Genomic DNA, 25996 nt, shown 5'->3' on the forward strand with positions numbered 1-25996 from the left:
GTGCGGCAGTCTACACCCGACCGGCGCGTTCAGCCGCCCGTCTTTTCGCGCTTGTAATCGCCCGACCGGCCCCCGCTCTTCTCCGCCACGACGATGTCGGAAATCCGCATCGTCCGGTCGAGCGCCTTGGTCATGTCGTAGAGCGTAAGCGCGGCGACCGAGGCCGCCGTGAGCGCTTCCATCTCGACGCCTGTCTTCCCGTCGGTTCGTACTTCGGCCGTGATTGCGAAAGCGGTTTCGCCCGGAACCGGCTCGATGGCCAGCTTCGCCTTGGTGAGCGGAAGGGGGTGGCAGAGCGGGATCAGGTCAGCAGTCCGCTTCGCGGCCATGATCCCGGCCAGCTCTGCCGTCTGGATGGCATCGCCCTTGGGGCCCTGGCCGTCGCGAACCGCGTTGAATGCCTCTTCCGACATTTCGATCCGTGCCGTGGCGACCGCGCGTCTCGAGGCGACGGGCTTGTCGCCCACATCGACCATCCGGATGCGGCCCTCGGCGTCCTGGTGGGTCAGTCCGGATTGTTCGGTCATGGACGGGCTCCGTCGGCGAAGAGGTCAAGGCGCCAGACTACAGCGCTTCTCCTTCTGGTCGAACCCGTCTCGCAGACTGGCGCTGCGGCGCCCTGTCTGATGGCGTACTATCACTACGAATTGCGGAGAGAGTCGACCGCATCACGGGGCGCACACCGCTCGCAGGGTGGCGGGAAAATACTTGTGCCGGATTAATTTGACAGCTTGCCTGTGCCGTACTCAAACTTGGAAAAGCGCAAAAACAAGCGCATCCATCGTTCGGGAGGAATTGATTGGCCAGCATCGAACAGCCGGATGGCGGCAATACCGCGACGGCTCGACCTTCGTCGGACACAACGGATGTTCCGCTCAAGCGATCGACGATTTTCCTGCACGGCTCGCTTGCCTTGCCGCTGGCCGTCTACGGCTATCCGCTGGCGATCTGGCTGCCGGCACACTATGCGGGCCATCTCGGCATTTCCCTGTCGGTCATCGGCATCATCATCATGGTGGCCCGTTTCACCGATGTGATCACCGACCCGCTGATGGGCGAGATCTCGGATCGCGGCCGGACCCGTTTCGGGCGGCGCAAGCCCTACATCCTGATCGGCGCGCCGCTTCTCATGCTGTCGACCTGGTTTCTCTTCGTACCGCCGGACGGCGCGGGACTGATCTATTTCCTGTTCTGGCTGACCTTCTTCTTCGCCAGCGCGACCATGATCCAGATCCCCTTCAGGGCCTGGGGCGCGGAACTCTCGTCGAACTATCACACGCGCAGCCAGGTCACGGCGGCGCGTGAATTCTACTATCTGTTCGGCCTGCTTCTCGCGGCGGCCGTGCCGATGATCGTCGAGATCTCCATGACCGGCGGCGCGGTGTCCGAGATGTTCGCCTCGATGTGGCGGGACATTACCGGTGCCTTCACAGGCTCGATCATGGACCGCATGCCGTCCGATCGCAGGGCCCTGACGGGACCCGTCATGATGGGGCTGGCGCTCACCATCGTCGTTATGGTGCCGCTCCTCTCGGCGCTCATCGTGACCACCGTGAAAGAACCGCCGCCCGCGGTGCGCGAGCGCGTCCCGATGATCGAGGGCTTCCGGCATCTCTGGCGCAACGGGCCGATGCGGCGCGTGCTGATCATCGCCTTCCTGGTGATCGCGGGAGAAAGCCTGCGCAATGCGGTCTCGCTCTTTTTCATCCGCGACATCATCGGCATTCCGACCATCGGCGCGGCCTATTTCCTCTATTTCATCTCCGGTATTGCCGCGATTCCCTTCTGGCTCTGGCTGGGCCGCAAGCTGGGCAAGCACAAGGCCTTCCTCGTCACGCTCGGCTTTGTGAGCGTGGTCAGTGCCGCGAATCTGCTGCTCGGCCATGGCGACTATCTGCCCTTCTTCTGCCTTTTCCTGCTCAAGGGCTTCGCCTATGGGGGTCTCCAATTCCTGCCGCTTGCCATGCTGGCGGACGTCGTCGATATCGACAGCGCCCGGTCCGGCGGACGGCGGGCCGGGACCTATTTCGCCGTGCTCGGTCTCGCCGAGAAGCTGGCGCTCGCCATCTTTACCGGGATCGCTTTGAACATCGTCGGCCTGCTCGGCTATCAGGCGACGGGCGGCGTGGAAGGTTCGACCGAGCTCGGCGTGCTCGCGCTGCGCCTGGTCTACTGCCTCGGTCCGATTGCGCTCTACAGTCTCGCCGTACCGCTGATCTGGTCCTATCCGCTGACCCCGGAACGCCATGCCCGTCTGCATGACAGCCTGGCCCGGCGCAATCGCCGGATTGCCATGGCCGAACGCGATCAGGCCGGAATTCCGGTAACCGGCGCCTGATTTCGGGTCAGAGGATCCGGCGGTCGAGGCTGGCGCTCTTCACGAGCGCCAGGACGTCCATGCCGGGCGCCAGACCAAGCTCGTCGGCGGCGGCGCGCGTGATGCGGGACTTCAGCGGCGTGCGGCCGCAGAGGAGTCCGATATCCGCATAGGCACTGTCCGGAGGCGCGTCGATCGAGATGATCTTCGCCGGCAGGCAGTTACGGATGCTCGACCCGGACGGGGCGTGCAGGGCGATGGAGACGTCGCGCGCGCGGATGCGCAGCTGGATATCGTTGCCGGCCTCCACATCCTCGAAACCGGGCAGGGCGAGCGTGATATCGCCCGCTTCGAGCCGGGCCAGCCGGTAGGTTTCATCATGCGATGCGAGCCGTGCCCGGAGGACCGCGCCGGGCCCGAACCGCGTGCCGGAGACGGCTTCCATCGCATCCATGCTTGCTTCGACCGAACGGCACGGAGCCGTGTGGCCCTCGGTCATGATGATGACTTCGTCGGCCATGCGCACGATCTCCTCGACCGAGTGGCTGACGAAAATCGCGGTCATCCCCATACGCCCGACCAGCGAGCGCAGAGCATCCAGCGTCGCGGCCTTCCGGCGGCCGTCCAATGCCCGCACCGGTTCGTCGAGAAGCAGCAAGCCGGGCCGGCAGGCGAGCGCCCGGGCAATCGCCACGCGCTGCCGTTCGCCGCCGGACAGGCTGTCGGTCCGGCGCGAAAGAAGTGCGCCGAGGTCGAGGGCATCAATCAGCGCCTGCAGGTCGGACGCGTCCGGCGTCCGGCTGGCGCGCTGGTGGGCGAAGTCGAGATTTCCCGCGACGTCGAGATGGGGGAAAAGGCGGCTTTCCTGGAAGACGAAGCCGGCCGGTCGCTTGTGAGGCGGCAGCCAGACACGCGCTGATGTGTCGACCCAGGCCTGTCCGGCAAAGCGCACATGCCCGCTGTCGGGCCGGTCGAAGCCGGCCATCAGTCGCAACAGGCTGGTCTTGCCTGTGCCGGACGGACCGAAAAGGCCCGTTACGCGCCCGCGAGGGGCGCCGCCATGGGCATCGAGTGCCAGGTCGCCGCGGCGGGCGCGAAGCGAGAAGGTGAGGCTGTTATCCGGCATGAACAGGGAACCGCCGGTTCAGCAGGAAGACGAGGGCGAGCACGAGGAAGGAAAACACGACCAGCCCGGCGGCGAGTATATGAGCGCTTGCATAGTCGAGCGTCTCGACATGATCGTAGAGGGCGATCGAGACCACGCGGGTGCGCCCGGGGATATTACCGCCGACCATGAGGACGACGCCGAATTCGCCGATCGTGTGGGCGAAAGTCAGGACGCCGGCGGCGATGAAACCGCGCGAGGAAAGCGGCAGGACGATATGCCGGAACCGGTCCCAGGGCCCGGCGCGCAGGCTGGCGCCCGCTTCGAGCAGCGGCGTGCCGACCCGTTCGAAAGCGGCCTGCAGGGGCTGAACCATGAAGGGCAGGGAATAGATCACCGAGGCCACGACCAGCCCGCTGAAGGAAAAGGTGAGGGCTTCGCCGGTCAATGTGACCCAGAACTGCCCGACAGGAGTGCCGGGATTCATCAGGATCAGCAGGTAAAAACCGATCACCGTGGGCGGAAGGACGAGCGGTAGGGCGGTGACGGCCTCGATTGCCGGCTTGATCGGGGAGCGCGTATTGGCGAGCCACCAGGCCAGCGGCAGACCGAGGACAAACAGGATGAAGGTCGTGATCGCAGCCAGTTGCAGGGATATCAGGACGGGTGAACCGATGGACATCATTCGGCGAATTCATATCCCTGTTCGCGAATGATCGCTTGCGCCCGCTCGCTGCGAAGGAAATCCATCCAGGCGATGGCCACGGGATTGTCGCGCCCATTGTCGAGCAGGACAGCATCCTGACGGATCGGACGATGCCAGTCGAGTGGAACGGCTTCCGTGAAGAAGCCGTCCCCCGGCGGTTGCTGTACGGTCAGGCTGAGGGCGACCAGTCCGAGTCCGGCATTACCGGTAAGCAGGTGGGTATAGGTCTGGCTGATGGTTTCGCCGTAGACCAGCCGTCCGTTCGCGGATGCGCCGATTTCCAGATAGGCAATCACGTCCGTGGCCGCTGCGCCATAGGGCGCCAGCTGCGGATTGGCGATGGCAATCCGGTCGTAGTCACCGGTCTGCAAGGTCTCGACCGGCGACAGGCCGTTCTCCACACTGGAGACGACCATGAGGCGTCCGATGGCATAGGTGAAGCGCGATCCGGCGACGGCCTCTCCATCGCGCTCCAGACGGGCCGGGCGATCATCGTCGGCGGCCAGAAATGCGTCAAAGGGCGCGCCGTGCAGTATCTGCGTGTAAAGGCGGCCGGTCGCACCGGTAACGATCCTGACGCGCATGCCCGTATCCTGCTCGAAAACCTCGGCCAGCGTATCGGCCGAAGCTTCGAAATTGGAGGCGACCGCGATCATCGCGGCGGCATCGTCCGAGCCATTCCGCGGGCCACCGGAAACGAAGTAGGTTGCGACGAGAATCGCTGCCGCGAGTGCGGCAAGCGCGAGACTGTATCGAAGTGTGTTCGAAAGGCCGGTCATGCCCGCTTATGGTTCAACGTGTGGGCGGGCGGATCAAGGGAAAAGGCCTTCGCTCGCGCGGAGTTGAGCTGTCAGGATTGCGGGTGTCAGGCGGCGCTGCTCTTGCGGTTCGCAAGGTCTTCGGCGCCCATCGGGTGGCCGTGATGCCAGCCTTGCTGGTATTCGAAACCGAGCAGGGCAAGCATCCGCGCCTGGGTTTCGGTCTCCACGCCTTCCGCCACGATATCGACGTCGAGCGCATCGCCCAGCAGCGCCAGGGCCTGCAGCATCTTGTTGGGGCCGTCACCTTTGCCGAGCATGGCGACATAGCTCTTGTCGATCTTGATCTTGGAGAAGGGCAGCATGTGCAGATAGCCCATGCTCGCGAAACCGGTTCCGAAATCGTCGAGATTGACGCGATAGCCCGCGTCGTGAAGCTCCAGCAGACGCGAACGGGCGCGCTCGAAATCGTCGACGAGAACGGCCTCGGTAAGCTCGAACTCGATCTGGGCCGGTGTCATGCCGTGACGATGCAGCGCCTCGGTGTAGCGACGGCAGAGATCGGGGTCGCTGAGCTGGGTCGGCGACAGATTGATCGAGACGCCATGGCCGGCACTCGCACCGATATCCTCACAGACCCGGGACAGCACGAAATCCCCGAGCTGGTGTATGAGCTTGGACTGTTCGGCGACTGGGATGAAGACATCCGGCGGGACGGCGCCGCGATCCGGATGGTTCCAGCGCAGCAGCGCCTCGACGGAAACGAGCTTGCCGTCGGCCGAGCGCACGATGGGCTGGTAGACGACGTGGAACTGGCCGTTATCCAGGCCCGCCTGGATATCCTGTTCGATCTCGAGACGCTCGGACTGTTCGAGACCCAGGCTGGTATCGTAGCAAAGCGGCTGGTCGAGCTGGTCAGCCTTGGCCCGGTACATGGCGAGGTCGGCGTCATGCACCAGCTGACTGAATGTCTTCTTCGCTTCCGGGCGCGACCAGGCGACGCCGATCGCTGCGCCGATCTCGAATGTCTTGTCGTCGATTTCGACCGGGGCCTTCAGCGCAGCGGACAGGCCGCGTGCAATGTCGAGAGCCCGCCCGGCATCAGACGCTCCGACGAGCGCGCAGGCGAACTCGTCGCCGCCGACGCGAGCGATGTGGATATGACCGGGTACGGCGGCTCTGAACCGGTTCGCCACCTCGCGAATGACCGCATCGCCGGACCGGTGGCCGGACTTGTCGTTCACCGCCTTGAAGCCGTTGAGGTCGATATAGATGACCGCAGCGCGGCCCCGGTCGGCTTCGTGCGTGGCCGTCTCGCTTTCGATGAAACGCGTGAAACCGAGGCGGTTCGGAAGGTCGCTGAGCGTGTCGGTCCCGGCGGCTTCCATCGCGCGCTTCTCATTGCTTTCCGCACGACGGGCGAGGGCACGCGCCTTCAGGACCATGGCCTGCGCCACGAGGAAGAAGGCGATGATGTAGAGGACGAGCGGAATCAGGGCGAGCCGCAGGGTTGCGATTCCCGGCTGGGAGGGCGTCCAGCTGAGATGGCCGACCACATGGCCGCTATCGTCAGCCAGGGGCAGGGTGTCGGCGGCGTTGGAAGTCTCGCTCGAGAAGTCGATCTCGTCGACGCGGAAACGGTCCTCCAGTGCGGTGAAGAAGGGTTTGTCGATCTCGGAGCCGATGATCAGCACCGGATCGGTCGCCGGATCGGTCTCGGTCGCGCGGTCGTCATAGCTGCCTGGAACGGTGATGGACGCGATATACGGAATGCCGTTCAGCGACATGAAATGCGAGGCGATGAACTTTCCGTCTGCATAGGCGTCGGCGAGATCGCCCCGGGCCGCCTCGATATCCGCAGGCAGGATCAGCCCGGACCGCGATTTCAGTCCGGTATCGCGGTGCCAGCCGTAGACATCTTCATCATTGCTGCTGGCTAGGGCCACGAAGTCGAAGCCGGAATGGCTTTCGAAGGAGGAGGCCATGGTCTCCCCGAGAATACCGGCATTTCCGAGCTCAACGAGCGCCCGCGCCTCGTCCCACCAGCCATAGTCGGCAGCCCAGGTCTCGTTGTGATAGGCAGCGCTTTCCAGACCGGCATTAAGCAATTGCCGGTCAGTCATCTCCGCATTGCGGTTCAGGGCTCCAACGAAGAAATAGATCGTCAGAACCGATGCGATCAGGCTCACCAGCACCGCGACGTTGATATAGCGTCCCAGTTTCTGGTCGAGGGGCCCCTGTTCCTGTGTGCCGTCGTCAAACATGCTTCGGACAGTAGCCCGAAGAAATGAACGGACTGTCATCAAGTGGGCGGGATTTCCGCCTCTTTTACAGCTGATTATCTACCTTGGGTGACGGTTGGGGGTCTTGGCGCGCCTCAGGGTTGCCGGCAGGTCAGGCCGGTTTCGAATAGACGAATTGTCCCACATCGATCCGGCCGGCTTCGAATCCGGCCTCGCAATAGGCGAGATAGAAACGCCAGATCCGGTCGAAGCGGTCGTCGAATCCGTGATCGCGAATTTCCGGCCACGCCTTGCGGTAGGCTTCGTGCCAGGCCGACAGGGTTCGGGCATAGCTGTGGCCGAACATTTTCGACCCGGCCCGCTTCAGTCCGACCCGGTCCGCCTCGGCGTCCAGACGGGAGGCGGGCGGGAGAATACCACCAGGGAAGACGTATTTCTGGATGAAGTCCGTGGTCGAGCGATAGACCGGAAAATCCTCTTCGCGGATCGTGATGATCTGCAGGGCGGCGCGTCCGCCGGGCTTAAGACAGCGGGCGAGCTGGTCGTAATAGGTCGGCCAGTGCTCCTCCCCTACTGCCTCGAACATTTCGATGGATGCGATCGCGTCGAAGGTCTCGGTGACGTCGCGATAGTCCTGCATGCGCAGATCCGCTTTCTCTGCGAGACCGGCCTTGGCGAGCCGGGCCTGGGCGAAGTCGAATTGCTCTCGAGACAGGGTCAGACCCGTGACGCGGCAACCATACTCGCGGATGGCGATCTCGGCGAAAGCGCCCCAGCCGCAGCCGATCTCCAGGACATGGTCGCCCGGCTTGAGCTGCAGGGAGTCGCAGATCGACCGGTATTTGCGGGTCTGTGCCGCTTCCAGCGTGTCGGTGTCGTCCTCGAAGATAGCCGAGGAATAGGTCATGCTCGGATCAAGCCATTGCTCGTAGAAACTGTTTCCGAGATCATAGTGGAAGGCGATGTTGCGCCGGCTTCCACGTTTCGTGTTCGCGTTCATCCAGTGCTGGATACGCGCCAGGATGCGGCTGGGTCCGCGGCGGCGCCGGGCGGCGGCAATGCCGTCCATTTCGCCGGCGAGCGCCCGTAGCAGGGCCTGCAGGTCGGTCGTTTCCCATTCGCCGTTGATATAGCCCTCGGAAAAGCCGAGGGCGCCGCTATTGGCGATGCGCCATAGTGCATTCCAGCGCCGGATTTGCCAGTCAGCGTGGAAGTCGGCCGATTTCGGTCCGCACTGGAAGCGGAAGCCGGATGGCAGCTCGATCTGCAGCCGGCACTTGGTCAAACCGGACAATGCGCCCTGCAGACGACGCGTGACGAAACCCTGAAAACCACTCGGTACACGTATCTTGGATCCGGAACCCGGATCGGTGGAAGAGTAGACCATCAAGTTCTCCTCGGCAGCGTATCCACGGTGCCGCGACGCGGTGAAAACGTCGTCAGCCCCTTGAGTCGAAGTCGAAGCGCTTCAAACAGGATACCACCTAAAATCGTCACTGTATTGAAAGGCTGGCGAAATTGCGCCCGCAGCAGGGCGCTATGGGTCAACGTGTCGCGTTTGGCCGTATGAACGGCGCCCATCACGCATTGCCCGTCGCGGAAGAGCTGGATGCCGAGGCGATAGCGGTCCGCGTCACGCTCGAGACGGAATCGGTATTCGCCCTCGACCGGGTTGAAAGGCGAGACGAAAAATCGTTTCGGGCAGGAAAAGCGCAATGGCAGATCGGCGCCGGGCTCGACGGGGAAGGCATAGGCGCAGCGTCCGCCGTGAAAATTGCTCACCTCGAAAATCATCCCCGCGAGCCGGTCTTCGCTGTCATGGCAGAAAAAGACGGAGACCGGGTTGAACACGATGCCGAGAATACGCGGCGCGGCGAGCAGCTGGATGCGGCCCAGCGGAGTATCCTGTCCGGCTTCGCGGAGGCGTTCGGAGCACCAGGCGCGTAAATCCCGCCCGTCGCCGTGATCGCGGGCGTGAACGCTGACGAGGTTGAAACGGTCGAAGGAAAAGAGCGGCGAAGCGCTGTCGTCGCGGGCAGGCCCGTCGATATCGGCGAGCACGCAGACCATGCCGTAGCGCAGGCGGTGGCGCTTCGGGCCATGCCGCATATGCCCGACATCGCCGGGATAGAGGGAGGCGGGCAGCGGTCTCATTCGGCGGCCACGGCGATGGTCGGCACAAGGTCGTCCGCGAGCGTGCGGTGCGAGAGGTGGTCCGGCCAGATGATGCGGTCGGTCGCCCCGTCTAGAGACCAGGGCCGGACCGGCGCGCCGAGCGCCTCGGCGACGGCGAGACCGGATTGCAGACCGTCCTCGTGGAAGCCGGAGCCCAGCCAGGCGCCGCAATACCAGGTCCGGTTCCGGCCTTGCAGCCGGTGGAAGCGCGCCTGCGCCGCGACCGCGGCACTGTCGAAGACCGGATGCGAATAGGTGTCGGTATGCAGCACTTTCGCCGAATCCGGCTCGATCTCCGGATTGAGCGTTACCATGACCGGAGTCTCCGTCGGCAGCGGCTGCAGGCTGTTCATCCAGTAGGTCAAACTGATCCGGCTCTGCCCGCCGCGGTCCCGGGTTTCCAGATAGTTCCAGCTGGCCCAGGCACGGCGGCGACGGGGGAGAAGGCGCGTATCGGTATGCAGTACGGCCGTGTTGGGCTGATATCTGATCGCACCGAGCAGGGCGGTTTCTTCAGTGTCACGGTCCGACAAAAGAGCCAGGGCCTGGTCGCTGTGGCAGGCGAGCACGACTTCGTCGAACATTTCCTGGCCCTGCTCCGTCTGGATGCGGACCCGGTCCGGCGAACGCTCGATCTTCCGGACGGGGGTCGCCAGGCGCACTTCGCCGCGAAACGCCTCTGCCAGCCGCTCGACATACTGCCGGCTCCCGCCGCGAACGGTCCGCCATTCCGGTCGGTCCTTGAGCTGGAGCAGACCGTGATTGCGGAAGAAATCGAAGAAGGAACGCGCCGGATAGGCCCGCATCTGGTCGACCGGTGAAGACCAGATCGCCGCGCACATCGGCAGGATGTGATCGTCCCGGAAGGCAGCGGAATAGCCGTGCTGCCGGAGAAATTCGTCGAGCGTCAGCTCCTCGGCAAGCGGCTCGGCACCGCGTGCGTGGTCGTAGAGACGCAGGATGTCGCGGATCATCCGCCACATGCGCGGACGCAGCCAGTTGCGCTTCTGCGCGAACAGGCCCGAGGGGTTCGAGGAGTACTCGAACCGGCCGTCATTGATGGACGCGGCGAAGGACATGTCGCTTTCCGCCGTCTCCACGCCGAGCCGGTCCAGCATGGCCGTGAAATTGGGATAATTTTTTGGATTATAGACGATGAAGCCGGTGTCGACATCGACCCGCTGCGCGCCCAGCTCGATGGTGACCGTATTGGCGTGTCCGCCGAGGCAGCTTCCAGCTTCGAAAAGCGTCACATCATACTGCTCAGACAACCGCCAGGCGGCGGAAAGGCCGGCAATTCCGGATCCGACGACGGCGATCCGTTTGTTGGGCGGCTGAAACATGGAGGGCTCGCATTCAACGCCGGCTGGCGGCAGGACAGGGGGTTGCTCTGCCTACGCTCCTGTTCTGCGCGCGGATCACCGGGACAGCGCGAGTGATCCGAAAACGAGGTGTTATCGTAAGTGGAACCATGTACGCTGCGACCGAACTTCGATGGCACCGCGAGTCCTCTCGCGCAGGCGACCCGGGAAAGGGCCGAATGACGCAGAATTCCGACCGCGACGGCAGCTTGTCCGACGCGGCAGTTCACGCCGGCTTGCTGCGCCGGGTGGGCCGCCAACGGGATCGTGAAGCCTTTCGAAGTCTGTTCGACCATTTCGCGCCCAGGATCAGGGCGTTCCTGCTGCGCCGGCGCGTCCCGCCTGCGCTTGCGGACGACCTGACCCAGGAAGCATTGCTGACGGTTTGGCGGCGTGCCGAGAGCTATGATGTGAAAAAGGCGGCGGCATCGACCTGGATTTATACGATCGCCCGCAATCTCCACATCGACCACTACCGGAAGGATGCCCGGGCGAAGAAACTGGATGAGCACGATCCGCAATTCCAGCCGCCCGAGGCACCGACACCGGACGAGTTGTGCGCCCGGGCCGAGGATGTCGATATCGTCTCCGAAGCGCTCGGGGCCCTGCCGCAGGACCAGCGCGCCGTACTGGAGCTGGCCTTCGTCGAGGGTCTGTCGCACCGCGAAGTCGCCGACCGGCTGGACCTGCCGCTCGGCACAGTGAAGTCACGAATACGGCTTGCAATGGACAAGCTGAGAACGAGTCTTGGAGACGTGGAATGACCGAGCGCGGCCATGTGCTGGACGATGCCTGGTATCTCGATTACGCCGCTGGCGCCCTGGCGACGGAGGCGCACGGCGTGCTGATGGCCTCCCATCTTGAATTGTCGGAAGATGCGCGGACCCGTGTGGGGCTTCTCGACCGGGTCGGCGGCGCCATGCTGTCCGATGGTGGCGTCCGTCCGCCCACCTTCAGCGCCGACGATATTTTCGCTCTCGACGAGTCGCGTCGGGGTGATGAAGCCGGGACTCCCGATCCGGGCAGCCGGACCATGAGTTGCGATTTCCCGATGCCGTCCGCTCTTGACGCGTATCTGACCCGAAAGGGTCGCAGCATACGCTGGGAGTTTCTCGGTCCCGGTCTGTCCAAGGCGATGCTCTGGAACGGCGAGGACGGGACCAAGCTCTGGCTTCTGCGGGCTCAACCGGGCGTTTCCATTCCCCAGCACGGCCATAACGGGTCGGAGCTGACCCTCGTGCTGAAGGGCAGTTTCTGGGATGGCAACCAGCAATATTGCCCGGGCGATGTAGAGGAAGCGCATGAAAGCATCGAGCACGATATCCGGATCGACGACTCCGGAGAGTGCGTCTGCCTGGCCCTGACTGAGGGCAAGCTTCGTTTCGACAACCCCCTCCTGCGCCTGATGCAGGTTTTCACCGGACTCTGACCCGCGCGTCTGCCCGGCCGCGATCACACCGACTGCTTGTGAGCGCGGGCGGTGTGTGCAAAAGGTTGTTGCGTGAAAGCATGCTGTAAGAGCAAGGCAGTGAGACGGGAGTGTGTCGATGAGCGAGGCTCAGGAATTGCCGGATATCGACGAGGCGATCATCAGCGCGCTCGTCAATGCGGTCGGTGCGACGGCCTTTGCCGAGATGCGCAGCCGTTTCGTCGACGACCTTTGCCAGCAGGCAAGTCTGCTGAAGGCGGCCTGTTCGACCGGCGACCAGGATGCGGTCCGTGAGGCTGCACACGCCTTGCGAGGCGCCGCGCTCAATATCGGCCTGGCGCGCCTGGCGGATATTGCGGGACGTTTCGAGCAGGGCGAACCGGTGAATATCGCACACCTCGACGCCGTTCTGGAGACCGGTATAGACCGTCTCGGCGCCGTCGCCTGATCCCGGCGGTCTGGTCCGGCTTGCCGGATTTCGCCGGGTCGGGCATTGAAAAATCGCATCCATCGGGTTTGCAAGCGTAGCGGGTCACGCAAGAATGCTTGCGGGTTACGGGAGGCACGCATGGAAGTGAACGCGCAATCGTCCGGCGACGCGCTCGTGTTCGAATTGTCCGGCGTTCTGACGTTCGACGATCACGAGAAATTCCGCGAAGTCACGAATTCGATCGTGAACGCGCGGGCCAATTCGGTCGAGCTGTCCCTGTCGCAATTGTCGATGATCGATTCTGCCGGTATCGGCATGCTGTTGCTTGCTAACGACAAGGCCAAGAAGAGCGGCATTCCGCTCAGCATCACGGGCGTGAAGGGTCATGTGGCGAAAGTTGTCGAGCTGTCGAAAATCGGCCAGCTGATACCGATCCGATAGGGCGCATGACGGAGCCTCACGAGGATATTGCGGTCGAAGCCCCGGTGCGGGCACCGCGCATTCTGATCGTCGACGACCAGAACTCCTCGCGGGTCATGATCGGCTCCATTCTCGAGGCGGCCGGATACGGCGATCTGCACTATGCAGCCGACGGCGTAGAAGCGATGGCCGCGATCGCCGCGCTGGACCCGGACATGGTCATCCTCGACGTCATGATGCCCCGCAAGGACGGGTTCGATGTCTGCCGGGAGGTGCGCCAGGAACTTCGCCACGACCTTCCGATCCTGATCCAGACCGGGCTTCGGGACCCGCAGCAGAGGGTCAAGGCGTTCGAGGTCGGGGCTTCGGACATTCTGCTCAAACCGATCGATGCCGGCGAGCTGGTGTCGCGGGTTGCCCTGCATCTCGAACGGCGGCGCATGGTGGATAGCCTGCAGCGCTATCGACGCCGCATGCAGGAAGAGCTGAAGGCTGCGGCCGCCATGCAGCGTTCGCTGCTGACGCCGCCGCACGCCGTCGACGCTATCGCGGTGCCGCGAGGGGCCGCGATCTCGAGCATGTACCGGGCGTCCAACCAGCTCGGCGGTGATCTCTGGCAGGTTTTCGAGGTGGACGAGGCTAGGCTCGGCATTTTCATGATCGATCTGTCCGGCCATGGCGTGGCGTCGGCGATCAATGCGTTTCGCGTCAACATGATCGTCCCCACCCTGGAGGCGCATAGGGCCGATCCCGCGCTCTGGCTGGAAACATTGAATCGAGAACTTCACGACATGCTTCCCGTCGAGCATTTCGCCACGGCATTCTACGGCGTGCTCGACGGCGGGTCGGGTCGGCTCGACTACGCCGCGGCGGCGTCGCCGGCGCCGATCCTGCTACGCTCCGGCGGCGAGTGGAATGCGCTGGAGGGCGACGGCATCATTCTCGGCTGCCTCGAAGACGCCGCATATGAAACACGGACCGTGAGTCTCGCCCCCGGTGACCGTGTCCTGCTCTACAGTGACGCTCTCACTGAAAATTTCCGGGACCCGTCCGCCTCGCTCTCGACCGGGGATGTCGCGGAATGCTTCGCGCAGGTCGGTGACGAGACCGATGGCGCCACCCTCCTGCAAAGCGTGCTCCAGCGCGCGAGGCCGGACGCGGCATGCGGGCTGAGCGATGATCTCACCCTGTTGCTCGTCGAGGTTTTGCCATGAACGGTCCCGGCCTGCATCGGGACGAGGGCGTCTGGCTGGCCATGGAGGCGTCCGCGCGGGTCCGCACTTTCGCGGCTCACCTGGCCGAGAAGGTCAAGACCCGCCTCCACATCGGTCCCGATTGTCCGGCCGGTTTCCGCGTCGGCATCGCGATCGTGGACGACAAGAACAGACCGTGTCTCGAGCGGGCCCGATCCGCCGGCGGGTTTGCCGTGCAGACAATCCTGGTGACCGGGGATGCCCATGCCCGGGACAGTGCGGATTTCGTGCTGTCCGAGGATGCGGACACTGCGACCCTGCTTTCCATGGTGGAGGCCGCCGATGCGATCCGCCGGGAAGCGATCGATCTGAGCGAGGATGTGCGGCGGCGTGCCTCCGCCGTGGGCACGATCCGGGCCGGTTTCTTCACGTTGCGAACCCTCACGGAGGCGCGCAATCTCGCGACCATGCTCGCTCTGGCCTGTCCGAATTCGGACATCGTCGCAGTCGGGCTCCAGGAATTGCTGGTCAATGCCGTCGAGCACGGCAATCTGGAGATCGGTGCGGCGCTGAAACAGGCGCTCCTGGTCTCCGGCGGCTGGCGAGAGGAGATCGAGCGACGTCAGCATCACCCCGATTATCGTGCTCGCAAGGTCGCCGTCGATTTCCGGCGGGGCGACCGGATGATCACGATCCGCATCGAGGACGAGGGTAGCGGGTTCGACTTCGGCAAGTATATCGCCGGTCCAGGACAGAGCGGGGCCTATCGCGGGCGAGGGATCGCGATAGCACGGGAATTGTCCTTCTCCTCGATCGCCTATACCGGCCGCGGCAATATTGTAGAGGCGGTCATCATCCCGGACCGCTAAGTCGAGTGTGGTCGCGTTTTTTGCCCCAGAGGCGCCATGTTCAGCTAGGGTTCAGGGAGATTTCTGCCCTATATTGCAAGAATGAGCGAAGAGCAGCGTAGAGTTGCGCGTTCGTTTCGCGAACTGGAGAGGGGAGAAGTCATGAAGACATTCATCATCGCGACGGCGGCGGCCGTGGCTATCGGCGCCGCTACGAGCGCGCAGGATTATTCCGCCACACCGACTTATGGCAGCACGAGTCTCAGTTCGGGCTTCACGCCCGATCCCTATACGGTTTCGCTGACATCCGGCGGTAGTCAGTCTGCCGCAAACATCTCCAGCTCCTGTCGCGGCTGGATTGCCAATGCGCCGGACTATTCGGTTTCATACCAGGCGGGCAGCACGTTCGACCTGTCGATTTACGCGATGTCGGATTCGGATACGACGCTGGTCGTGAACGACCCGTTGGGCAATTGGTATTGCGATGATGACGGCGGGCCGGGCGTGAACCCGGCGCTGACGTTCAGCAATCCGCGATCCGGTCGCTATGACATCTGGGTCGGTTCCTACAGCCAGGGCAATTATGCCGATGCGACATTGTCGATTTCCGAGCTGGGGGTCGGCGGCAGTTCCGGCGGCAGCAGCTCGCGGATCGACTATTCTCTCCCGGCAGCCTTCGGCAGTGTGCACCTCAGTGGCGGTTTCACGCCTGACCCATACCGGGTCGACATCATTTCCGGCGGTTTGCACCGTGCCAGCGAGGCTCGCAGTGGCTGCGCCGGCTGGGTCGCGGCAGCACCGGACTTCGAGTTGAGCTTCACGGCGGGCAGCCTGCCGCTGATCATCTCCGCCGCATCGGATTCCGACACGACGCTGCTGATCAATGATCCGAACGGCAACTGGCACTGCAATGACGATGGCGGCAATGCGGGCCTGAACCCGGCGCTGACCTTCAACAATCCGCAGTCGGGCACCTATGATATCTGGATCGGATCCTATCGGGAGGGTGACAATGCCAGCGCCACCCTGTCGATTTCCGAGCTCTACAGCGAGTAGGATGCAGCAACCGTAATGGAAGGGGCCGTCCGGCAGTGCGCCAGGCGGCCCTTTTTCATGGCTCCGATACAGGCTATGGGCAGTCAGGTGTGTTCGGGGAGGACATCATGCGCATCTTCATCGGTATCCTGGCAGGGCTGGTCGCACTGGCCGCGATCGCCTTCTTCTACGTCATCCCGGTTCGGGTCGATGCCGGCCGCAATCTCGTGCGCGATCATACCCCCTACGAGATTTCCGGGGCCGCCCGGACGCTGCATGCCGATCTGCGCGTTGCCGACCTTCATTCCGACATGCTGCTCTGGATGCGCGACCCTGCGCAGCGCCATGATCGCGGCCACACCGACCTGCCGCGCCTGCGCGAAGGCGGGGTGGCGCTGCAGGTCTTCTCGGCGGTGACCAAAACGCCCTCGGGCCAGAATTACGACAGCAATACCGCTGACAGCGACAACATCACGCCGCTCGCCATCGCCCAGCGCTGGCCGGCGCGGACATGGGGTTCGATCCGCGAGCGTGCCGTCTACCAGGCCGAACGTCTTAACCGGCTGGATGCAGAGGACGAGCGCTTCAGCGTCCTACGTACGCGGGGCGATCTCGCCGAGGTTCTGGCGGCCCGGGAACGCGATCCGGCGGTCATGGCGGGTATCCTGGCGACAGAGGGCGCGCATCCGCTCGAAGGCGATCTGGCCAATCTCGATCCGCTTGGAGATGCGGGCTATCGCGTGATCGGCCTGCAGCATTTCTTCGACAATGCGCTGGGGGGCTCCCTGCACGGCGTCACCAATGCCGGACTGACGGACTTCGGACGGGAGGCCGTCGCGGAAATCGTCGCGCGCGGTCTGATCATCGATGTCGCCCATTCATCGCCGCAGACTGTCCGCGACGTGCTCGACATGACGGACGTCCCGCTCATCGTCTCCCATACGGGCGTGCATGGCCATTGCGCGGTGAAGCGCAATATCGATGACGCGCTGATGGGCGAGATCGCCGCGCGTGGCGGGCTCATCGGCATCGGCTTCTGGGAGGATGTGACGTGCGACGACACACCGGAAGGCGTGGCCGCGACCATTCTTGCCGCCATCGAACGCTTCGGCGTCGACCATGTCGCACTGGGCTCGGACTATGACGGCACCATCACCACGACGTTCGACGCTTCGGAATACGCCGTGCTGACCGACCGCCTGCTCGATGCCGGTCTCGGCGAAGACGAGGTGCGTCAGGTGATGGGCGAGAACACCATCCGCTTCTTCCTGGAAAACCTGCCGGAGGAGTAGGGGCGGGCGGTGCTATTCCGCCGCCACCGCCTTTCTTTCCAGGTGTTCGACGAGTTTCACGCCGGCGCCGGAGCAGGTGAGCGAGCCGCCGAGATCGCCGGTCCATTCGCCGGCGCGGTGCATGGCGTCGACCGCGGCGCGTATCCGGTCGGCGGCCCCGATCTCGTCGAGGCTTTCCAGCAATTGGGCGGCCGCCTCTATCGCGCCGAAGGGATTGGCCTTGTCCTGCCCGGCGATATCCGGCGCCGAGCCGTGAATCGGCTCGAACAGGCCGGGGCGCTGATCGCCGAGCGAGGCCGACCCCAGAAGTCCGATCGATCCGGGCAGCATGGAGGCTTCGTCCGAGAGAATGTCGCCGAACATGTTCTCCGTGACCACCACGTCGAAATCGCCCGGCGCTCGCAGCATGTGCATGGCGGCCGCGTCGACATACATGTGCTCGAGCGCGATATCGGGAAAGTCCCGTTCGCCCAGCTCGGTGACGGTTTCGCGCCAGAGCCGGCTGGTTTCCAGCACATTCGCCTTGTCGACCGAGGTCAGCTTGCCCCGGCGCATCCGCGCCTGGTCGAAAGCGATGCGGGCCACGCGCTCTATCTCGGCGCGGCTGTAGGTGCAGCTGTCGCTGGCGATGTCGGTGGTGCGCCGGCGTTCGCCGAAATAGATGCCGCCCGTGAGTTCCCGCACGATCATCATGTCGGCGCCCGCGACGAGGTCCGCGCGGAGCGGCGATTTGTCTGCCAGCGCCGGATGCACGGCAGCCGGGCGGAGATTGGCATAGACGCCCAGCGCCTTGCGGAGGGCGAGAAGTCCCGCCTCCGGACGCGACGGCGCGTTATCCCATTTGGGTCCGCCGACCGCGCCGAGGAAAACGGCGTCGGCCGCCCGGCAAGCGGCGAGCGTATCGTCGCTCAGCGGCTCGCCGCAGCAGTCGATGGAGGCGCCACCAAAATCATGCTCGGTGAAGCGTACGGCAAAGCCTTCCAGCGCCGCGACATGGTCGATGACGGCGCGGGCGACGCGGGTGATTTCCGGGCCGATCCCGTCGCCGGGCAGGAGGGCGATCGTATAGGCGGTCATGCGTGGTCTTTCTCGTAAGCGTCGATGGCGTCGCTCTGGCCCATCAAAAAGCCGAGCGGATCCGTGCCCTCCAGCAGGCAGTGCCGCGCGAAGGGCTCGATGTCGAAGTCGAAGGACGGGCCATTGCCCAGATCGACATGCTGGCGGTCGAGGTCGATTTTCACCTCCACCCCGGGGTGTTCCAGCAACCAGCGATGGCTTTCTTCCGGGGCGACGATGGGGAGCAGTCCGTTCTTGGCTGCGTTCGAGCGGAAGATGTCGGCGATCTCGGAGGAGATGACGGCGCGGAAACCGAAATCGTGAAGCGCCCAGGGCGCATGTTCGCGCGAGGATCCGCAGCCGAAATTGCGTCCGGCGACGAGAACCCGGTTCTGCGTCGTATCGACCGAATTGAGCGAGATGTCGGGCAAAGGATTGCCTTCGCTATCGTGACGCCAGTCATGGAAAGCGTGCTTGCCCAGCCCCTGGCGCGTGGTCGTGGTCAGGAAACGCGCCGGGATGATCTGGTCGGTATCGATGTCTTCCTGGTCGAGCACGAAGGTGCGGCTCGTGAACCGGCGAAAATCGTCATGAGCCTCAGGCATGGGCGGGCTCCATCAGGCTTGCGGGGTCGATGACGTGACCGGCGATCGCTGCGGCGGCTGCGGTCGCCGGGCTGGCCAGCACGGTGCGGGCACCGGGGCCCTGCCGGCCCTCGAAATTGCGGTTGGACGTGGAGACGATCAGCTCGCCCGGCGCGCCCTTGTCGCCATTCATGGCGATGCACATGGAACAGCCCGGCTGGCGCCACTCCGCGCCGGCCGCCTTGAAGATCGTGTCGAGCCCTTCCGCTTCGGCTTGGTCGCGCACGGCGATGGAGCCGGGCACGATGAGGGCACGAACGCCGGGCGCCACGCGGCGTCCGCTCATGAGGGCGGCCGCCTCGCGCAGATCGGTTATGCGCGAATTGGTGCAGGAGCCGATGAAAACCTGATCGACCTTTTCACCCGCCACCGGCTTGCCGGCGGTGAAATGCATATAGTCGAGCGCCTTCCGGTGAGACGCCGAGCGGGCCTCGGGAATGGGCTGGTTGATGGCGATGCCGGTATCGGGCGCCGTACCCCAGGTCACCATGGGACGGATGGTCTCCGCATCGATGAAGACCTCGGTGTCGAAATTCGCGCCGGGATCGCTCTTCAGCTGCGACCAGGCTTTGACGGCCGCGTCCCAGTCGGCGCCTTGAGGTGCGCGTTCGCGGCCCTTCAACCAGGCGAAGGTCGTTTCGTCCGGTGCGATCATGCCGGCTCGGGCCCCGGCCTCGATCGACATGTTGCAGACCGTCATGCGGCCTTCCATGTCGAGCGCCTCGATTGCGCTGCCGGCGTATTCGATGATGCAGCCCGTGCCGCCGTCCACACCGATCTCGGCGATGATGGCGAGGATGATGTCCTTGGCCGAGACGCCCGGGCGAATATCGCCGTCGACCGTGATGCGCATGGATCTGGGCTTGCGCTGGAGCAGACATTGCGTGGCCAGGACATGGCCGACCTCGGTGGTGCCGATGCCGAAGGCCAGAGCCCCGAATGCGCCATGCGTGGCGGTGTGACTGTCGCCGCAGACGATCGTCATGCCGGGCTGGGTCGCGCCCAGTTCCGGCCCGATCACATGCACGACGCCGCGATGGGCGCTCGACCAGTCGTGCAAGGTGATGCCGTGGGCTTTCGCATTGGATTGCAGGGTCTCGACCTGGTCGCGCGCCGCGGGCGTTGCATAGGGTGGCACCTCGCCCGGCTTGAAGGGGAGCGTCGGCGTGGAATGGTCGATCGTCGCCAGCGTCCGGTCCGGGCGTCGGACCGGCAGGCCACGCTCGGCGAGCACCGAGAAGGCCTGGGGCGAGGTGACTTCGTGCACCAGGTGCAGGTCGACATAGAGCACGGCGGGAGTCTCCGCCGTCTCCGGACTGACCTGATGCGCGTCCCAGACCTTCTCGAACAGGGATCGGGGCCCAGAATGCGTGCGGGGAATAGCGGGGCGATCCGCGTCAGGCGACATGCTGGACCTCCGTATGTGTGCAGGTCGCCGGGGTCAGCCAGCCGTGACGATCCGGCGTCTCGCCGGAGAACAGGCCGAAGAAGCGCTCCTGCATCTTCTCGGCGACCGGACCGCGTCCGCCGCAGCGCACGACATGTCCGTCGACCGAGCGCACCGGAGTGATCTCGGCGGCTGTGCCGGTGAAGAAGATCTCGTCGGCGATATAGAGGCTCTCGCGTGAAAGGGTCTGCTCGCGCACGTCATAGCCTTCCGCTTCGGCCAGCTTGATCACCGCGTCGCGGGTCAGGCCCGTCAGGATCGAGGCAGAGCTGGGCGGCGTGCGGATGATGCCGTCATGGATGACGAAGATGTTCTCGCCAGCGCCTTCGGACACCATGCCGTTGACGTCCAGGCCGATGCCTTCGTCGAAGCCGCGATCATGCGCCTCCCGGCTGATCAGCATGGAGGACAGGTAATTGCCGCCCGCCTTGGCGCCGGTCGGGATGGTATTGGGCGCCGGCCGGCTCCAGCTGGAGATGCAGCAGTCCACGCCCTTGGCCAGCGCGTCCTCGCCCAGATAGGCGCCCCAGGGGAAGGCGGCGATGGCGATATCGGTGGGCGTGTCCTTGCCCGGCAGGACGCCGATGCCGCCATAGCCGAAGAAGGCGACCGGGCGGATATAGGCGTCCTTGAGCTGGTTGGCCCGGATCACCATGCGGCAGGCATCGGCGATCTCTTCCTCGCTGTGAGGAATGGGCATGTGATAGACGCGCGCGCTGTCGAACAGGCGGCGGACATGCTCCTTCAGCCGGAAAATCTGCGGTCCCGTGGGCGTGTTGTAGCAGCGGATGCCCTCGAAGACGGAGCTGCCATAGTGCAGCGCATGGCTGAGCACGTGCGTCTGGGCCTCGTGCCAGTCGATGAGTTCGCCATTGCGCCAGATGAAGTCGGTTTCCTGGATAGCCATTTTACTTGGTCCTGATCAGACGGCCTGTGCCGATTGCTGGGTGAAATTCCCGGTTCGGCCATAGGCCTCGCCGCGATCGAGGGTGAAGAGGAGGGCGTCGACCGCCGCGGTCACGATATCGGGACCGCGGGCACGCCCGGTGAAGCGCCGGCCTTCGAGATCGATCTCGATATCGGCGACGAATTCGCGTCCGGCCGTATGCGAGCGCAGTCGCGTTTCCAGCGACAGAACGTCGGCATCGGTGCCGGTGATGCGCTGGACCGCCGCGAACGCCGCGGCCATCGGCCCGTCGCCTGACGCGATGTCCGAGACGCGGCCGCGGTCGGGATGTTCCATCTCCACGCGCGCATATTGCTTCGGGACACGGCCGGCTGTGGTGCGCAGCTCGGTGCGCAGCACCGTCCAGCGCGATCCGCTGGGGGAGAACCCTTCCATCAGCGCGACCAGGTCGGCATCATTCACCTCCCCGTGCTGGTCGGCGAGAATCTTGAAGTCGGCGAAGACCTGGCCCAGCTGGTCGGGAGCCGGCTGATAGCCCAGCGCAGCGAGCCGCTGGTTCAGAGCGTGCTTGCCCGAATGCTTGCCCAGGACGAGGGCCGATCCGGGTGCGCCGACGCTTTCCGGCGTCATGATCTCATAGGTGCGCCGGTCGGCGATCATACCGTGCTGGTGAATGCCCGCCTCGTGCGCGAAGGCGTTCTTGCCCACGACTGCCTTGTTCGGCGCTATCGCTGCGCCGGTAATGCGCGAGAGGCGCTGGCTTGCGGGCCAGATCTCGGTGGTTTCGACATGGGAGATGGCCGGGAAGATGTCCGCCCGGACCTGCAGGGCCATGACGACCTCTTCCAGCGAGCAATTGCCTGCGCGCTCGCCGATCCCGTTGATTGCGCACTCGACCTGGCGGGCACCGGCCTTGACTGCCGCGAGGGAGTTGGCGACGGCCAGGCCGAGATCGTTGTGGCAGTGCGCCGAGAAGATGACGTGTTCCGGGCGCTCGACCTTTTCGACCAGATTTTTGAACACGTGATAGATCTCGTCCGGCTCGCTATAGCCGACCGTGTCCGGCACATTCAGCACGTCGGCACCGAAACTGGCCGCACAGCTCATCGCCTCGACCAGGAATTCCGGTTCGGTCCGCAGGGCGTCCTCGGCGGAAAACTCGATCTCGTCGAAATGGCCACGGGCGTGTTCGAGGCATGTCTCGATCTGCGCCAGGACTTCGCGGCGCGACATGCGCAGCTTGGCTTCGCGGTGGATCGGGCTGGTGGCGATGAAGATATGGCAGCGGCTGCGTCGGGCCGGTTCCAGCGCCCGGATCGCGGCGTCGATATCGCCGGGATTGGCGCGGGCCAGCGAGCAGATGGTGGGGCCGCTGATTTCCGAGGCGATCATGCGGACCGCATCGGCATCGCCGGGCGAGGCCGCGGCGAAGCCGGCCTCGATCGTGTCGACCCGCAGCTTTTCGAGCAGGCGCGCCATCTCCATTTTTTCCGCCGGCGACATGGAAAAGCCCGGGGCCTGTTCGCCGTCGCGCAGCGTGGTGTCGAAAATGCGCAGCCGGTCCGGCTGCGGCGTCGGAACGGCGGTCAGTTTGCTTGCGGACATGCCTGTCTCCATCGATGGCCGGCGTGTGCGGTCTGGATTGCGATTTCCGGGGTGAAGACGGCGCGGACGTCGAACAGGCGCGCGATCTGGCGCACCAGAACATCCATGCGGCGGGCGCCGTCGCGGGCGGCCAGCGTCATGGAGATCGAGGACTGACCGTCGCGCGGCTCGGACTTTTCGAGCATGTCGATGGTGAAGCCGCGGCGCTCGACAAGGCCGATTAGCCGCATCAGCGCGCCTTCGCGCTCGTCGAGTTCGATACGGAGCGTGTGGGTCATGATCAGTCCTCCATCATGTCGGCATTGGATGCGCCTGGCGGCACCAGCGGCCAGACGTTTTCGCGGGGGTCGATCAGCACGTGCGCCAGGATCGGGCCGCGCGCCGCCAGCAGGCGGTCGATCGCGGCGGGAACCTCGTCACGGCTGTGAACGGTGAAGGCTTCGATGCCGAAGGCGCGGGCCACCTCGGCAAAGTCCGGATTGTCGTAGAGATCGATCTCGGAGAAATTCTGGTCGAAGAAATATTCCTGCCACTGCCGGACCAGACCCAGGGAGCCGTTGTCCAGCAGCAGGATCCGGATCGGAACGCAATAGCGACGCGCGGTCGCCAATTCCTGGATATTCATCATGATCGAGCCGTCGCCGGAAATGGTGACGACCTTGCTATCGGGCCGTTCCAGCGCCGCACCGATGCCGGCAGGAAGGCCATAGCCCATGGCGCCCAGACCGGCGGAGGTTAGATGCGCTTCGGGCGATGCGAAGCGGCAATGCTGGGCCACCCACATCTGGTGCTGGCCGACATCGCAGGCGGCGATGAAGTCGTCGCCCGCCGCTTCGGACAGGCCTTTCAGCAGGGCTGGCGCGAACACGCCCGAGCCCGGCGCGTCGTAACGGAAGGCGTGCGTGTCCCTGCGCGCACGGCAGGTCTCGCGCCAGGGGGCGATCGCCAGATAACCGGGGTCCAGACGTGCCAGCGCATTGGCCAGATCGCCGTGCAGACCGACATCGGCGGCGCGCAGCTTGCCGATCTCGGCGCCGTCCGCATCCATGTGGATGATGCGGGCGCCCGAGGCGAAACTGTCCAGCCGGCCTGTGGCGCGATCGTCGAAACGGGCGCCGCAGCAGATCAGCAGGTCGCTGTTCTGGACCGCTTCATTGGCCGCGCGCGTGCCGTGCATGCCCAGCATGCCCAGGAAATTCTGCGCGTCGGGATGGGCGGCGCCCAGCCCTTTCAGCGTCGCCACCGCCGGTATGCCGGTCCGGGCCATGAAGTCGCGGAGGGATCCGACCGCATGGCCCAGGGCGACACCGCCACCGATGTAGAGGACGGGGCGTTCGGATTGGGTCAGCAGGGCCGTCGCGGCGGCGATATCGGCGGCGTCCGCCGGCGACGACCCTGCTGCAGGCCGAGGCTCTGGGGGTAAGGTGGGGTAGACCTCGGCTTGTAGGACATCCTTCGGCAGATCGATCAGGACCGGGCCGGGGCGCCCGCTCTCGGCGATCTCGAAGGCTTCGCAGATCATGTCCGGGATGCGCGTCGCATCGCGGATGATCATGGAGTGTTTGACGACGGGCATGGACATGCCGAACACGTCGACTTCCTGGAAGGCGTCCGTGCCCATCAGACCCGACGGCACCTGGCCGGTCAGGATGATCATGGGGACACTATCCATGAAGGCATTGGCGATGCCGGTCAGCAGATTGGTGGCCCCCGGTCCGGACGTCGCTAGACAGATCCCAGCCCGTCCGGTCAGCCGCGCCTGGGCGTCTGCGGCGAAGGCTGCCGCCTGCTCGTGGCGGACCAGAATGTGCTGCAGGGAGGAATCCGGCAGTGCGTCGTAGACCGGCATGATGGCCCCGCCCGGATAGCCGAAGACCCGCTCGACGCCCAGCGCTTCCAGGGTCCGCACGACCCAGTGCGCGCCGGTATTGCGCGGCTGGGCCTGCGGCGCCGGAGCGGGCGCGGGGGCTTGCGTGTCGGGCTGTGTGGCGGGCAGGGCCGTCATGATCTGTCCTTCTCTCGTCCTGTCCGGTTACTGGGCGTTCGCGCCCGGCTGCAGCCAGGGCATTTCAGAGCGCAGGGCCGCGCCGGTCTTCTCGATCGGGTGGCTCAAATCCTTGCGCAGCAGGGCGTTGTATTGTGGCTTGCCGGCCTGGTTCTCGGTGATCCAGTCGCGCGCGAAAGTGCCGTCCTGGATGTCGGTCAGGACCTCGCGCATGCGCGCCTTGGTCTCGTCATTGATGACGCGCGGTCCGGACCGCAAATCGCCGTAGATCGCGGTCTCGGAGATGAATTCGTGCATCTTCTCGAGCCCGCCCTCATAGAGCAGGTCGACGATCAGCTTGAGCTCGTGCAGGCATTCGAAATAGGCGACTTCGGGCTGGTAGCCGGCCTCGGTCAGCGTCTCGTAGCCGGCCAGGACCAGCTCGGTCGCGCCGCCGCACAGGACCGCCTGCTCGCCGAACAGGTCGGTTTCCGTTTCTTCCGCGAAGGAGGTCTCGATGACGCCGGCCGTGGCGCCGCCGATGCAGGCTGTATAGCCCAGCGCCTGCTCGCGTGCTTTGCCGGTCGCGTCCTGCTGGATGGCGAACAGGCAGGGCACGCCACGGCCGCGGGCATATTCGCGGCGGACGAGATCGCCCGGTCCTTTCGGGGCGACCAGGATGACGTCGATTTCCGCACGCGGGGCGACGCGGCCGAAATGGACCGAAAAGCCGTGCGCGAAGAGGACGGCATCGCCATCGTCCAGATTGGGGGCGACATCCTCGTTGTAGACGGCTTCATGCGTCATGTCCGGGGTCAGGATGGCGACCAGTTTCGCGGCCTTCGCGGCCTCGGCCGGGCTGGCGGTTCTGAAACCGTCGGCCTGGGCCTTCTTGTCGCTGGCCCCGCCGGGGCGGGCGCCGATGATGACGTCGCAACCGGAATCCTTGAGGTTCAGGGCGTGAGCCCGGCCCTGGCTGCCATAGCCGATGATGGCCACGGTCTGTTGCTTGAACTCGGTCGTGTCGACCTCGAACGCCAT

At 64.8% G+C, this 25996-nt stretch carries 25 protein-coding genes; 9 read left to right on the forward strand and 16 right to left on the reverse strand.

The annotated features are described in order from the left end of the window. Positions 1–29: 29 nt before the first annotated feature. Positions 30–527, reverse strand: coding sequence for a cyclic pyranopterin monophosphate synthase MoaC (moaC, locus tag AC13HB_RS02300; RefSeq protein ID WP_482948102.1), 498 nt, complete (start codon positions 525–527; stop codon positions 30–32). A gap of 272 nt (positions 528–799) precedes the next feature. Between moaC and AC13HB_RS02305 the strand changes: the two genes are divergently transcribed. Next, complete coding sequence (locus tag AC13HB_RS02305; protein ID WP_482948103.1) at positions 800–2338, forward strand: MFS transporter; 1539 nt, start codon at positions 800–802, stop codon at positions 2336–2338. A gap of 7 nt (positions 2339–2345) precedes the next feature. On the opposite strand, the gene modC is transcribed toward AC13HB_RS02305, so the two are convergent. The 7 genes from modC to AC13HB_RS02340 all read right to left on the reverse strand — a co-directional run bounded on the left by modC (position 2346) and on the right by AC13HB_RS02340 (position 10647). Then, on the reverse strand, positions 2346–3443 hold the full coding sequence (gene modC / locus AC13HB_RS02310; protein WP_482948104.1) for a molybdenum ABC transporter ATP-binding protein: 1098 nt from the start codon (positions 3441–3443) through the stop codon (positions 2346–2348). Beyond that, complete coding sequence (modB, locus tag AC13HB_RS02315) at positions 3433–4107, reverse strand: molybdate ABC transporter permease subunit (RefSeq protein ID WP_482948105.1); 675 nt, start codon at positions 4105–4107, stop codon at positions 3433–3435. Before modB ends, modC begins: the two co-directional genes overlap by 11 nt. Further along, the gene (gene modA, locus AC13HB_RS02320; protein WP_482948106.1) at positions 4104–4907 is read right to left on the reverse strand and encodes a molybdate ABC transporter substrate-binding protein; all 804 of its coding nucleotides are present in this window, start codon (positions 4905–4907) and stop codon (positions 4104–4106) included. Before modA ends, modB begins: the two co-directional genes overlap by 4 nt. An 86-nt stretch (positions 4908–4993) precedes the next feature. Next, positions 4994–7150 carry a bifunctional diguanylate cyclase/phosphodiesterase gene (locus tag AC13HB_RS02325; protein ID WP_482948107.1) on the reverse strand — a complete coding sequence of 719 codons (2157 nt, stop codon included), beginning with the start codon at positions 7148–7150 and terminating at the stop codon, positions 4994–4996. A gap of 130 nt (positions 7151–7280) precedes the next feature. Beyond that, the gene (locus AC13HB_RS02330; RefSeq protein ID WP_482948108.1) at positions 7281–8516 is read right to left on the reverse strand and encodes a class I SAM-dependent methyltransferase; all 1236 of its coding nucleotides are present in this window, start codon (positions 8514–8516) and stop codon (positions 7281–7283) included. After that, complete coding sequence (locus AC13HB_RS02335; RefSeq protein ID WP_482948109.1) at positions 8516–9283, reverse strand: DUF1365 domain-containing protein; 768 nt, start codon at positions 9281–9283, stop codon at positions 8516–8518. The genes AC13HB_RS02330 and AC13HB_RS02335 overlap by 1 nt, the downstream gene beginning before the upstream one ends. Continuing rightward, positions 9280–10647, reverse strand: coding sequence for an NAD(P)/FAD-dependent oxidoreductase (locus AC13HB_RS02340; protein ID WP_482948110.1), 1368 nt, complete (start codon positions 10645–10647; stop codon positions 9280–9282). The genes AC13HB_RS02335 and AC13HB_RS02340 overlap by 4 nt, the downstream gene beginning before the upstream one ends. Positions 10648–10844: 197 nt before the next feature. Here AC13HB_RS02340 and AC13HB_RS02345 point away from each other — a divergent pair, with 197 nt between their 5' ends. The 8 genes from AC13HB_RS02345 to AC13HB_RS02380 all read left to right on the forward strand — a co-directional run bounded on the left by AC13HB_RS02345 (position 10845) and on the right by AC13HB_RS02380 (position 17312). Further along, positions 10845–11429: a sigma-70 family RNA polymerase sigma factor gene (locus tag AC13HB_RS02345; protein WP_482948111.1), complete on the forward strand. Its 585-nt coding sequence runs from the start codon at positions 10845–10847 to the stop codon at positions 11427–11429. After that, positions 11426–12094, forward strand: a complete 669-nt coding sequence (locus AC13HB_RS02350; protein WP_482948112.1) for a ChrR family anti-sigma-E factor — start codon at positions 11426–11428, stop codon at positions 12092–12094. Before AC13HB_RS02345 ends, AC13HB_RS02350 begins: the two co-directional genes overlap by 4 nt. A 118-nt stretch (positions 12095–12212) precedes the next feature. Next, positions 12213–12542, forward strand: a complete 330-nt coding sequence (locus AC13HB_RS02355; protein WP_482948113.1) for an Hpt domain-containing protein — start codon at positions 12213–12215, stop codon at positions 12540–12542. Positions 12543–12662: 120 nt separating this feature from the next. Then, positions 12663–12965, forward strand: a complete 303-nt coding sequence (locus tag AC13HB_RS02360) for an STAS domain-containing protein (RefSeq protein ID WP_482948114.1) — start codon at positions 12663–12665, stop codon at positions 12963–12965. A 5-nt stretch (positions 12966–12970) separates the two neighbouring features. Next, complete coding sequence (locus AC13HB_RS02365) at positions 12971–14158, forward strand: PP2C family protein-serine/threonine phosphatase (protein WP_482948115.1); 1188 nt, start codon at positions 12971–12973, stop codon at positions 14156–14158. Beyond that, positions 14155–15006 (forward strand): ATP-binding protein, encoded by an 852-nt coding sequence (locus AC13HB_RS02370; RefSeq protein WP_482948116.1) that lies wholly within the window; start codon positions 14155–14157, stop codon positions 15004–15006. Before AC13HB_RS02365 ends, AC13HB_RS02370 begins: the two co-directional genes overlap by 4 nt. Positions 15007–15147: 141 nt before the next feature. After that, the gene (locus tag AC13HB_RS02375; RefSeq protein ID WP_482948117.1) at positions 15148–16041 is read left to right on the forward strand and encodes a hypothetical protein; all 894 of its coding nucleotides are present in this window, start codon (positions 15148–15150) and stop codon (positions 16039–16041) included. Positions 16042–16148: 107 nt separating this feature from the next. Further along, positions 16149–17312: a dipeptidase gene (locus AC13HB_RS02380; protein WP_482948118.1), complete on the forward strand. Its 1164-nt coding sequence runs from the start codon at positions 16149–16151 to the stop codon at positions 17310–17312. 12 nt (positions 17313–17324) lie between these two features. Here the strand turns inward: AC13HB_RS02380 and leuB are convergent, their stop codons facing one another. The 8 genes from leuB to ilvC are packed head-to-tail and all read right to left on the reverse strand — an operon-like array spanning position 17325 to position 25996. Next, positions 17325–18389, reverse strand: a complete 1065-nt coding sequence (gene leuB / locus AC13HB_RS02385; protein ID WP_482948119.1) for a 3-isopropylmalate dehydrogenase — start codon at positions 18387–18389, stop codon at positions 17325–17327. After that, positions 18386–18973, reverse strand: coding sequence for a 3-isopropylmalate dehydratase small subunit (gene leuD / locus AC13HB_RS02390; RefSeq protein WP_482948120.1), 588 nt, complete (start codon positions 18971–18973; stop codon positions 18386–18388). The genes leuB and leuD overlap by 4 nt, the downstream gene beginning before the upstream one ends. Next, a complete protein-coding gene (gene leuC / locus AC13HB_RS02395; RefSeq protein WP_482948121.1) occupies positions 18966–20420 on the reverse strand; it encodes a 3-isopropylmalate dehydratase large subunit in 1455 nt (484 codons plus the stop codon). The genes leuD and leuC overlap by 8 nt, the downstream gene beginning before the upstream one ends. Further along, positions 20410–21366 carry a branched-chain amino acid transaminase gene (locus AC13HB_RS02400; protein WP_482948122.1) on the reverse strand — a complete coding sequence of 319 codons (957 nt, stop codon included), beginning with the start codon at positions 21364–21366 and terminating at the stop codon, positions 20410–20412. Before AC13HB_RS02400 ends, leuC begins: the two co-directional genes overlap by 11 nt. 15 nt (positions 21367–21381) lie before the next feature. After that, positions 21382–22971 carry a 2-isopropylmalate synthase gene (locus tag AC13HB_RS02405; RefSeq protein ID WP_482948123.1) on the reverse strand — a complete coding sequence of 530 codons (1590 nt, stop codon included), beginning with the start codon at positions 22969–22971 and terminating at the stop codon, positions 21382–21384. After that, complete coding sequence (locus tag AC13HB_RS02410; protein ID WP_482948124.1) at positions 22953–23249, reverse strand: ACT domain-containing protein; 297 nt, start codon at positions 23247–23249, stop codon at positions 22953–22955. Before AC13HB_RS02410 ends, AC13HB_RS02405 begins: the two co-directional genes overlap by 19 nt. Before the next feature lie 2 nt (positions 23250–23251). Next, entirely contained in the window at positions 23252–24976 is a 1725-nt protein-coding gene (gene ilvG, locus AC13HB_RS02415) for an acetolactate synthase 2 catalytic subunit (protein WP_482948125.1), read from the reverse strand. Between the two features lie 27 nt (positions 24977–25003). Beyond that, entirely contained in the window at positions 25004–25996 is a 993-nt protein-coding gene (gene ilvC / locus AC13HB_RS02420; RefSeq protein WP_482948177.1) for a ketol-acid reductoisomerase, read from the reverse strand.

Source organism: Maricaulis sp. B-26 (genome assembly GCF_056857855.1).

What these genes read in the sequence shown, in the direction of transcription:
- moaC (WP_482948102.1), bottom strand. Translation starts at nt 527, where the DNA reads ATGACCGAACAATCCGGACTGACCCACCAGGACGCCGAGGGCCGCATC.
- modC (WP_482948104.1), bottom strand. Translation starts at nt 3,443, where the DNA reads ATGCCGGATAACAGCCTCACCTTCTCGCTTCGCGCCCGCCGCGGCGAC.
- modB (WP_482948105.1), bottom strand. Translation starts at nt 4,107, where the DNA reads ATGATGTCCATCGGTTCACCCGTCCTGATATCCCTGCAACTGGCTGCG.
- modA (WP_482948106.1), bottom strand. Translation starts at nt 4,907, where the DNA reads ATGACCGGCCTTTCGAACACACTTCGATACAGTCTCGCGCTTGCCGCA.
- AC13HB_RS02325 (WP_482948107.1), bottom strand. Translation starts at nt 7,150, where the DNA reads ATGTTTGACGACGGCACACAGGAACAGGGGCCCCTCGACCAGAAACTG.
- AC13HB_RS02330 (WP_482948108.1), bottom strand. Translation starts at nt 8,516, where the DNA reads ATGGTCTACTCTTCCACCGATCCGGGTTCCGGATCCAAGATACGTGTA.
- AC13HB_RS02335 (WP_482948109.1), bottom strand. Translation starts at nt 9,283, where the DNA reads ATGAGACCGCTGCCCGCCTCCCTCTATCCCGGCGATGTCGGGCATATG.
- AC13HB_RS02340 (WP_482948110.1), bottom strand. Translation starts at nt 10,647, where the DNA reads ATGTTTCAGCCGCCCAACAAACGGATCGCCGTCGTCGGATCCGGAATT.
- AC13HB_RS02345 (WP_482948111.1), top strand. Translation starts at nt 10,845, where the DNA reads ATGACGCAGAATTCCGACCGCGACGGCAGCTTGTCCGACGCGGCAGTT.
- AC13HB_RS02350 (WP_482948112.1), top strand. Translation starts at nt 11,426, where the DNA reads ATGACCGAGCGCGGCCATGTGCTGGACGATGCCTGGTATCTCGATTAC.
- AC13HB_RS02355 (WP_482948113.1), top strand. Translation starts at nt 12,213, where the DNA reads ATGAGCGAGGCTCAGGAATTGCCGGATATCGACGAGGCGATCATCAGC.
- AC13HB_RS02360 (WP_482948114.1), top strand. Translation starts at nt 12,663, where the DNA reads ATGGAAGTGAACGCGCAATCGTCCGGCGACGCGCTCGTGTTCGAATTG.
- AC13HB_RS02365 (WP_482948115.1), top strand. Translation starts at nt 12,971, where the DNA reads ATGACGGAGCCTCACGAGGATATTGCGGTCGAAGCCCCGGTGCGGGCA.
- AC13HB_RS02370 (WP_482948116.1), top strand. Translation starts at nt 14,155, where the DNA reads ATGAACGGTCCCGGCCTGCATCGGGACGAGGGCGTCTGGCTGGCCATG.
- AC13HB_RS02375 (WP_482948117.1), top strand. Translation starts at nt 15,148, where the DNA reads ATGAAGACATTCATCATCGCGACGGCGGCGGCCGTGGCTATCGGCGCC.
- AC13HB_RS02380 (WP_482948118.1), top strand. Translation starts at nt 16,149, where the DNA reads ATGCGCATCTTCATCGGTATCCTGGCAGGGCTGGTCGCACTGGCCGCG.
- leuB (WP_482948119.1), bottom strand. Translation starts at nt 18,389, where the DNA reads ATGACCGCCTATACGATCGCCCTCCTGCCCGGCGACGGGATCGGCCCG.
- leuD (WP_482948120.1), bottom strand. Translation starts at nt 18,973, where the DNA reads ATGCCTGAGGCTCATGACGATTTTCGCCGGTTCACGAGCCGCACCTTC.
- leuC (WP_482948121.1), bottom strand. Translation starts at nt 20,420, where the DNA reads ATGTCGCCTGACGCGGATCGCCCCGCTATTCCCCGCACGCATTCTGGG.
- AC13HB_RS02400 (WP_482948122.1), bottom strand. Translation starts at nt 21,366, where the DNA reads ATGGCTATCCAGGAAACCGACTTCATCTGGCGCAATGGCGAACTCATC.
- AC13HB_RS02405 (WP_482948123.1), bottom strand. Translation starts at nt 22,971, where the DNA reads ATGTCCGCAAGCAAACTGACCGCCGTTCCGACGCCGCAGCCGGACCGG.
- AC13HB_RS02410 (WP_482948124.1), bottom strand. Translation starts at nt 23,249, where the DNA reads ATGACCCACACGCTCCGTATCGAACTCGACGAGCGCGAAGGCGCGCTG.
- ilvG (WP_482948125.1), bottom strand. Translation starts at nt 24,976, where the DNA reads ATGACGGCCCTGCCCGCCACACAGCCCGACACGCAAGCCCCCGCGCCC.
- ilvC (WP_482948177.1), bottom strand. Translation starts at nt 25,996, where the DNA reads ATGGCGTTCGAGGTCGACACGACCGAGTTCAAGCAACAGACCGTGGCC.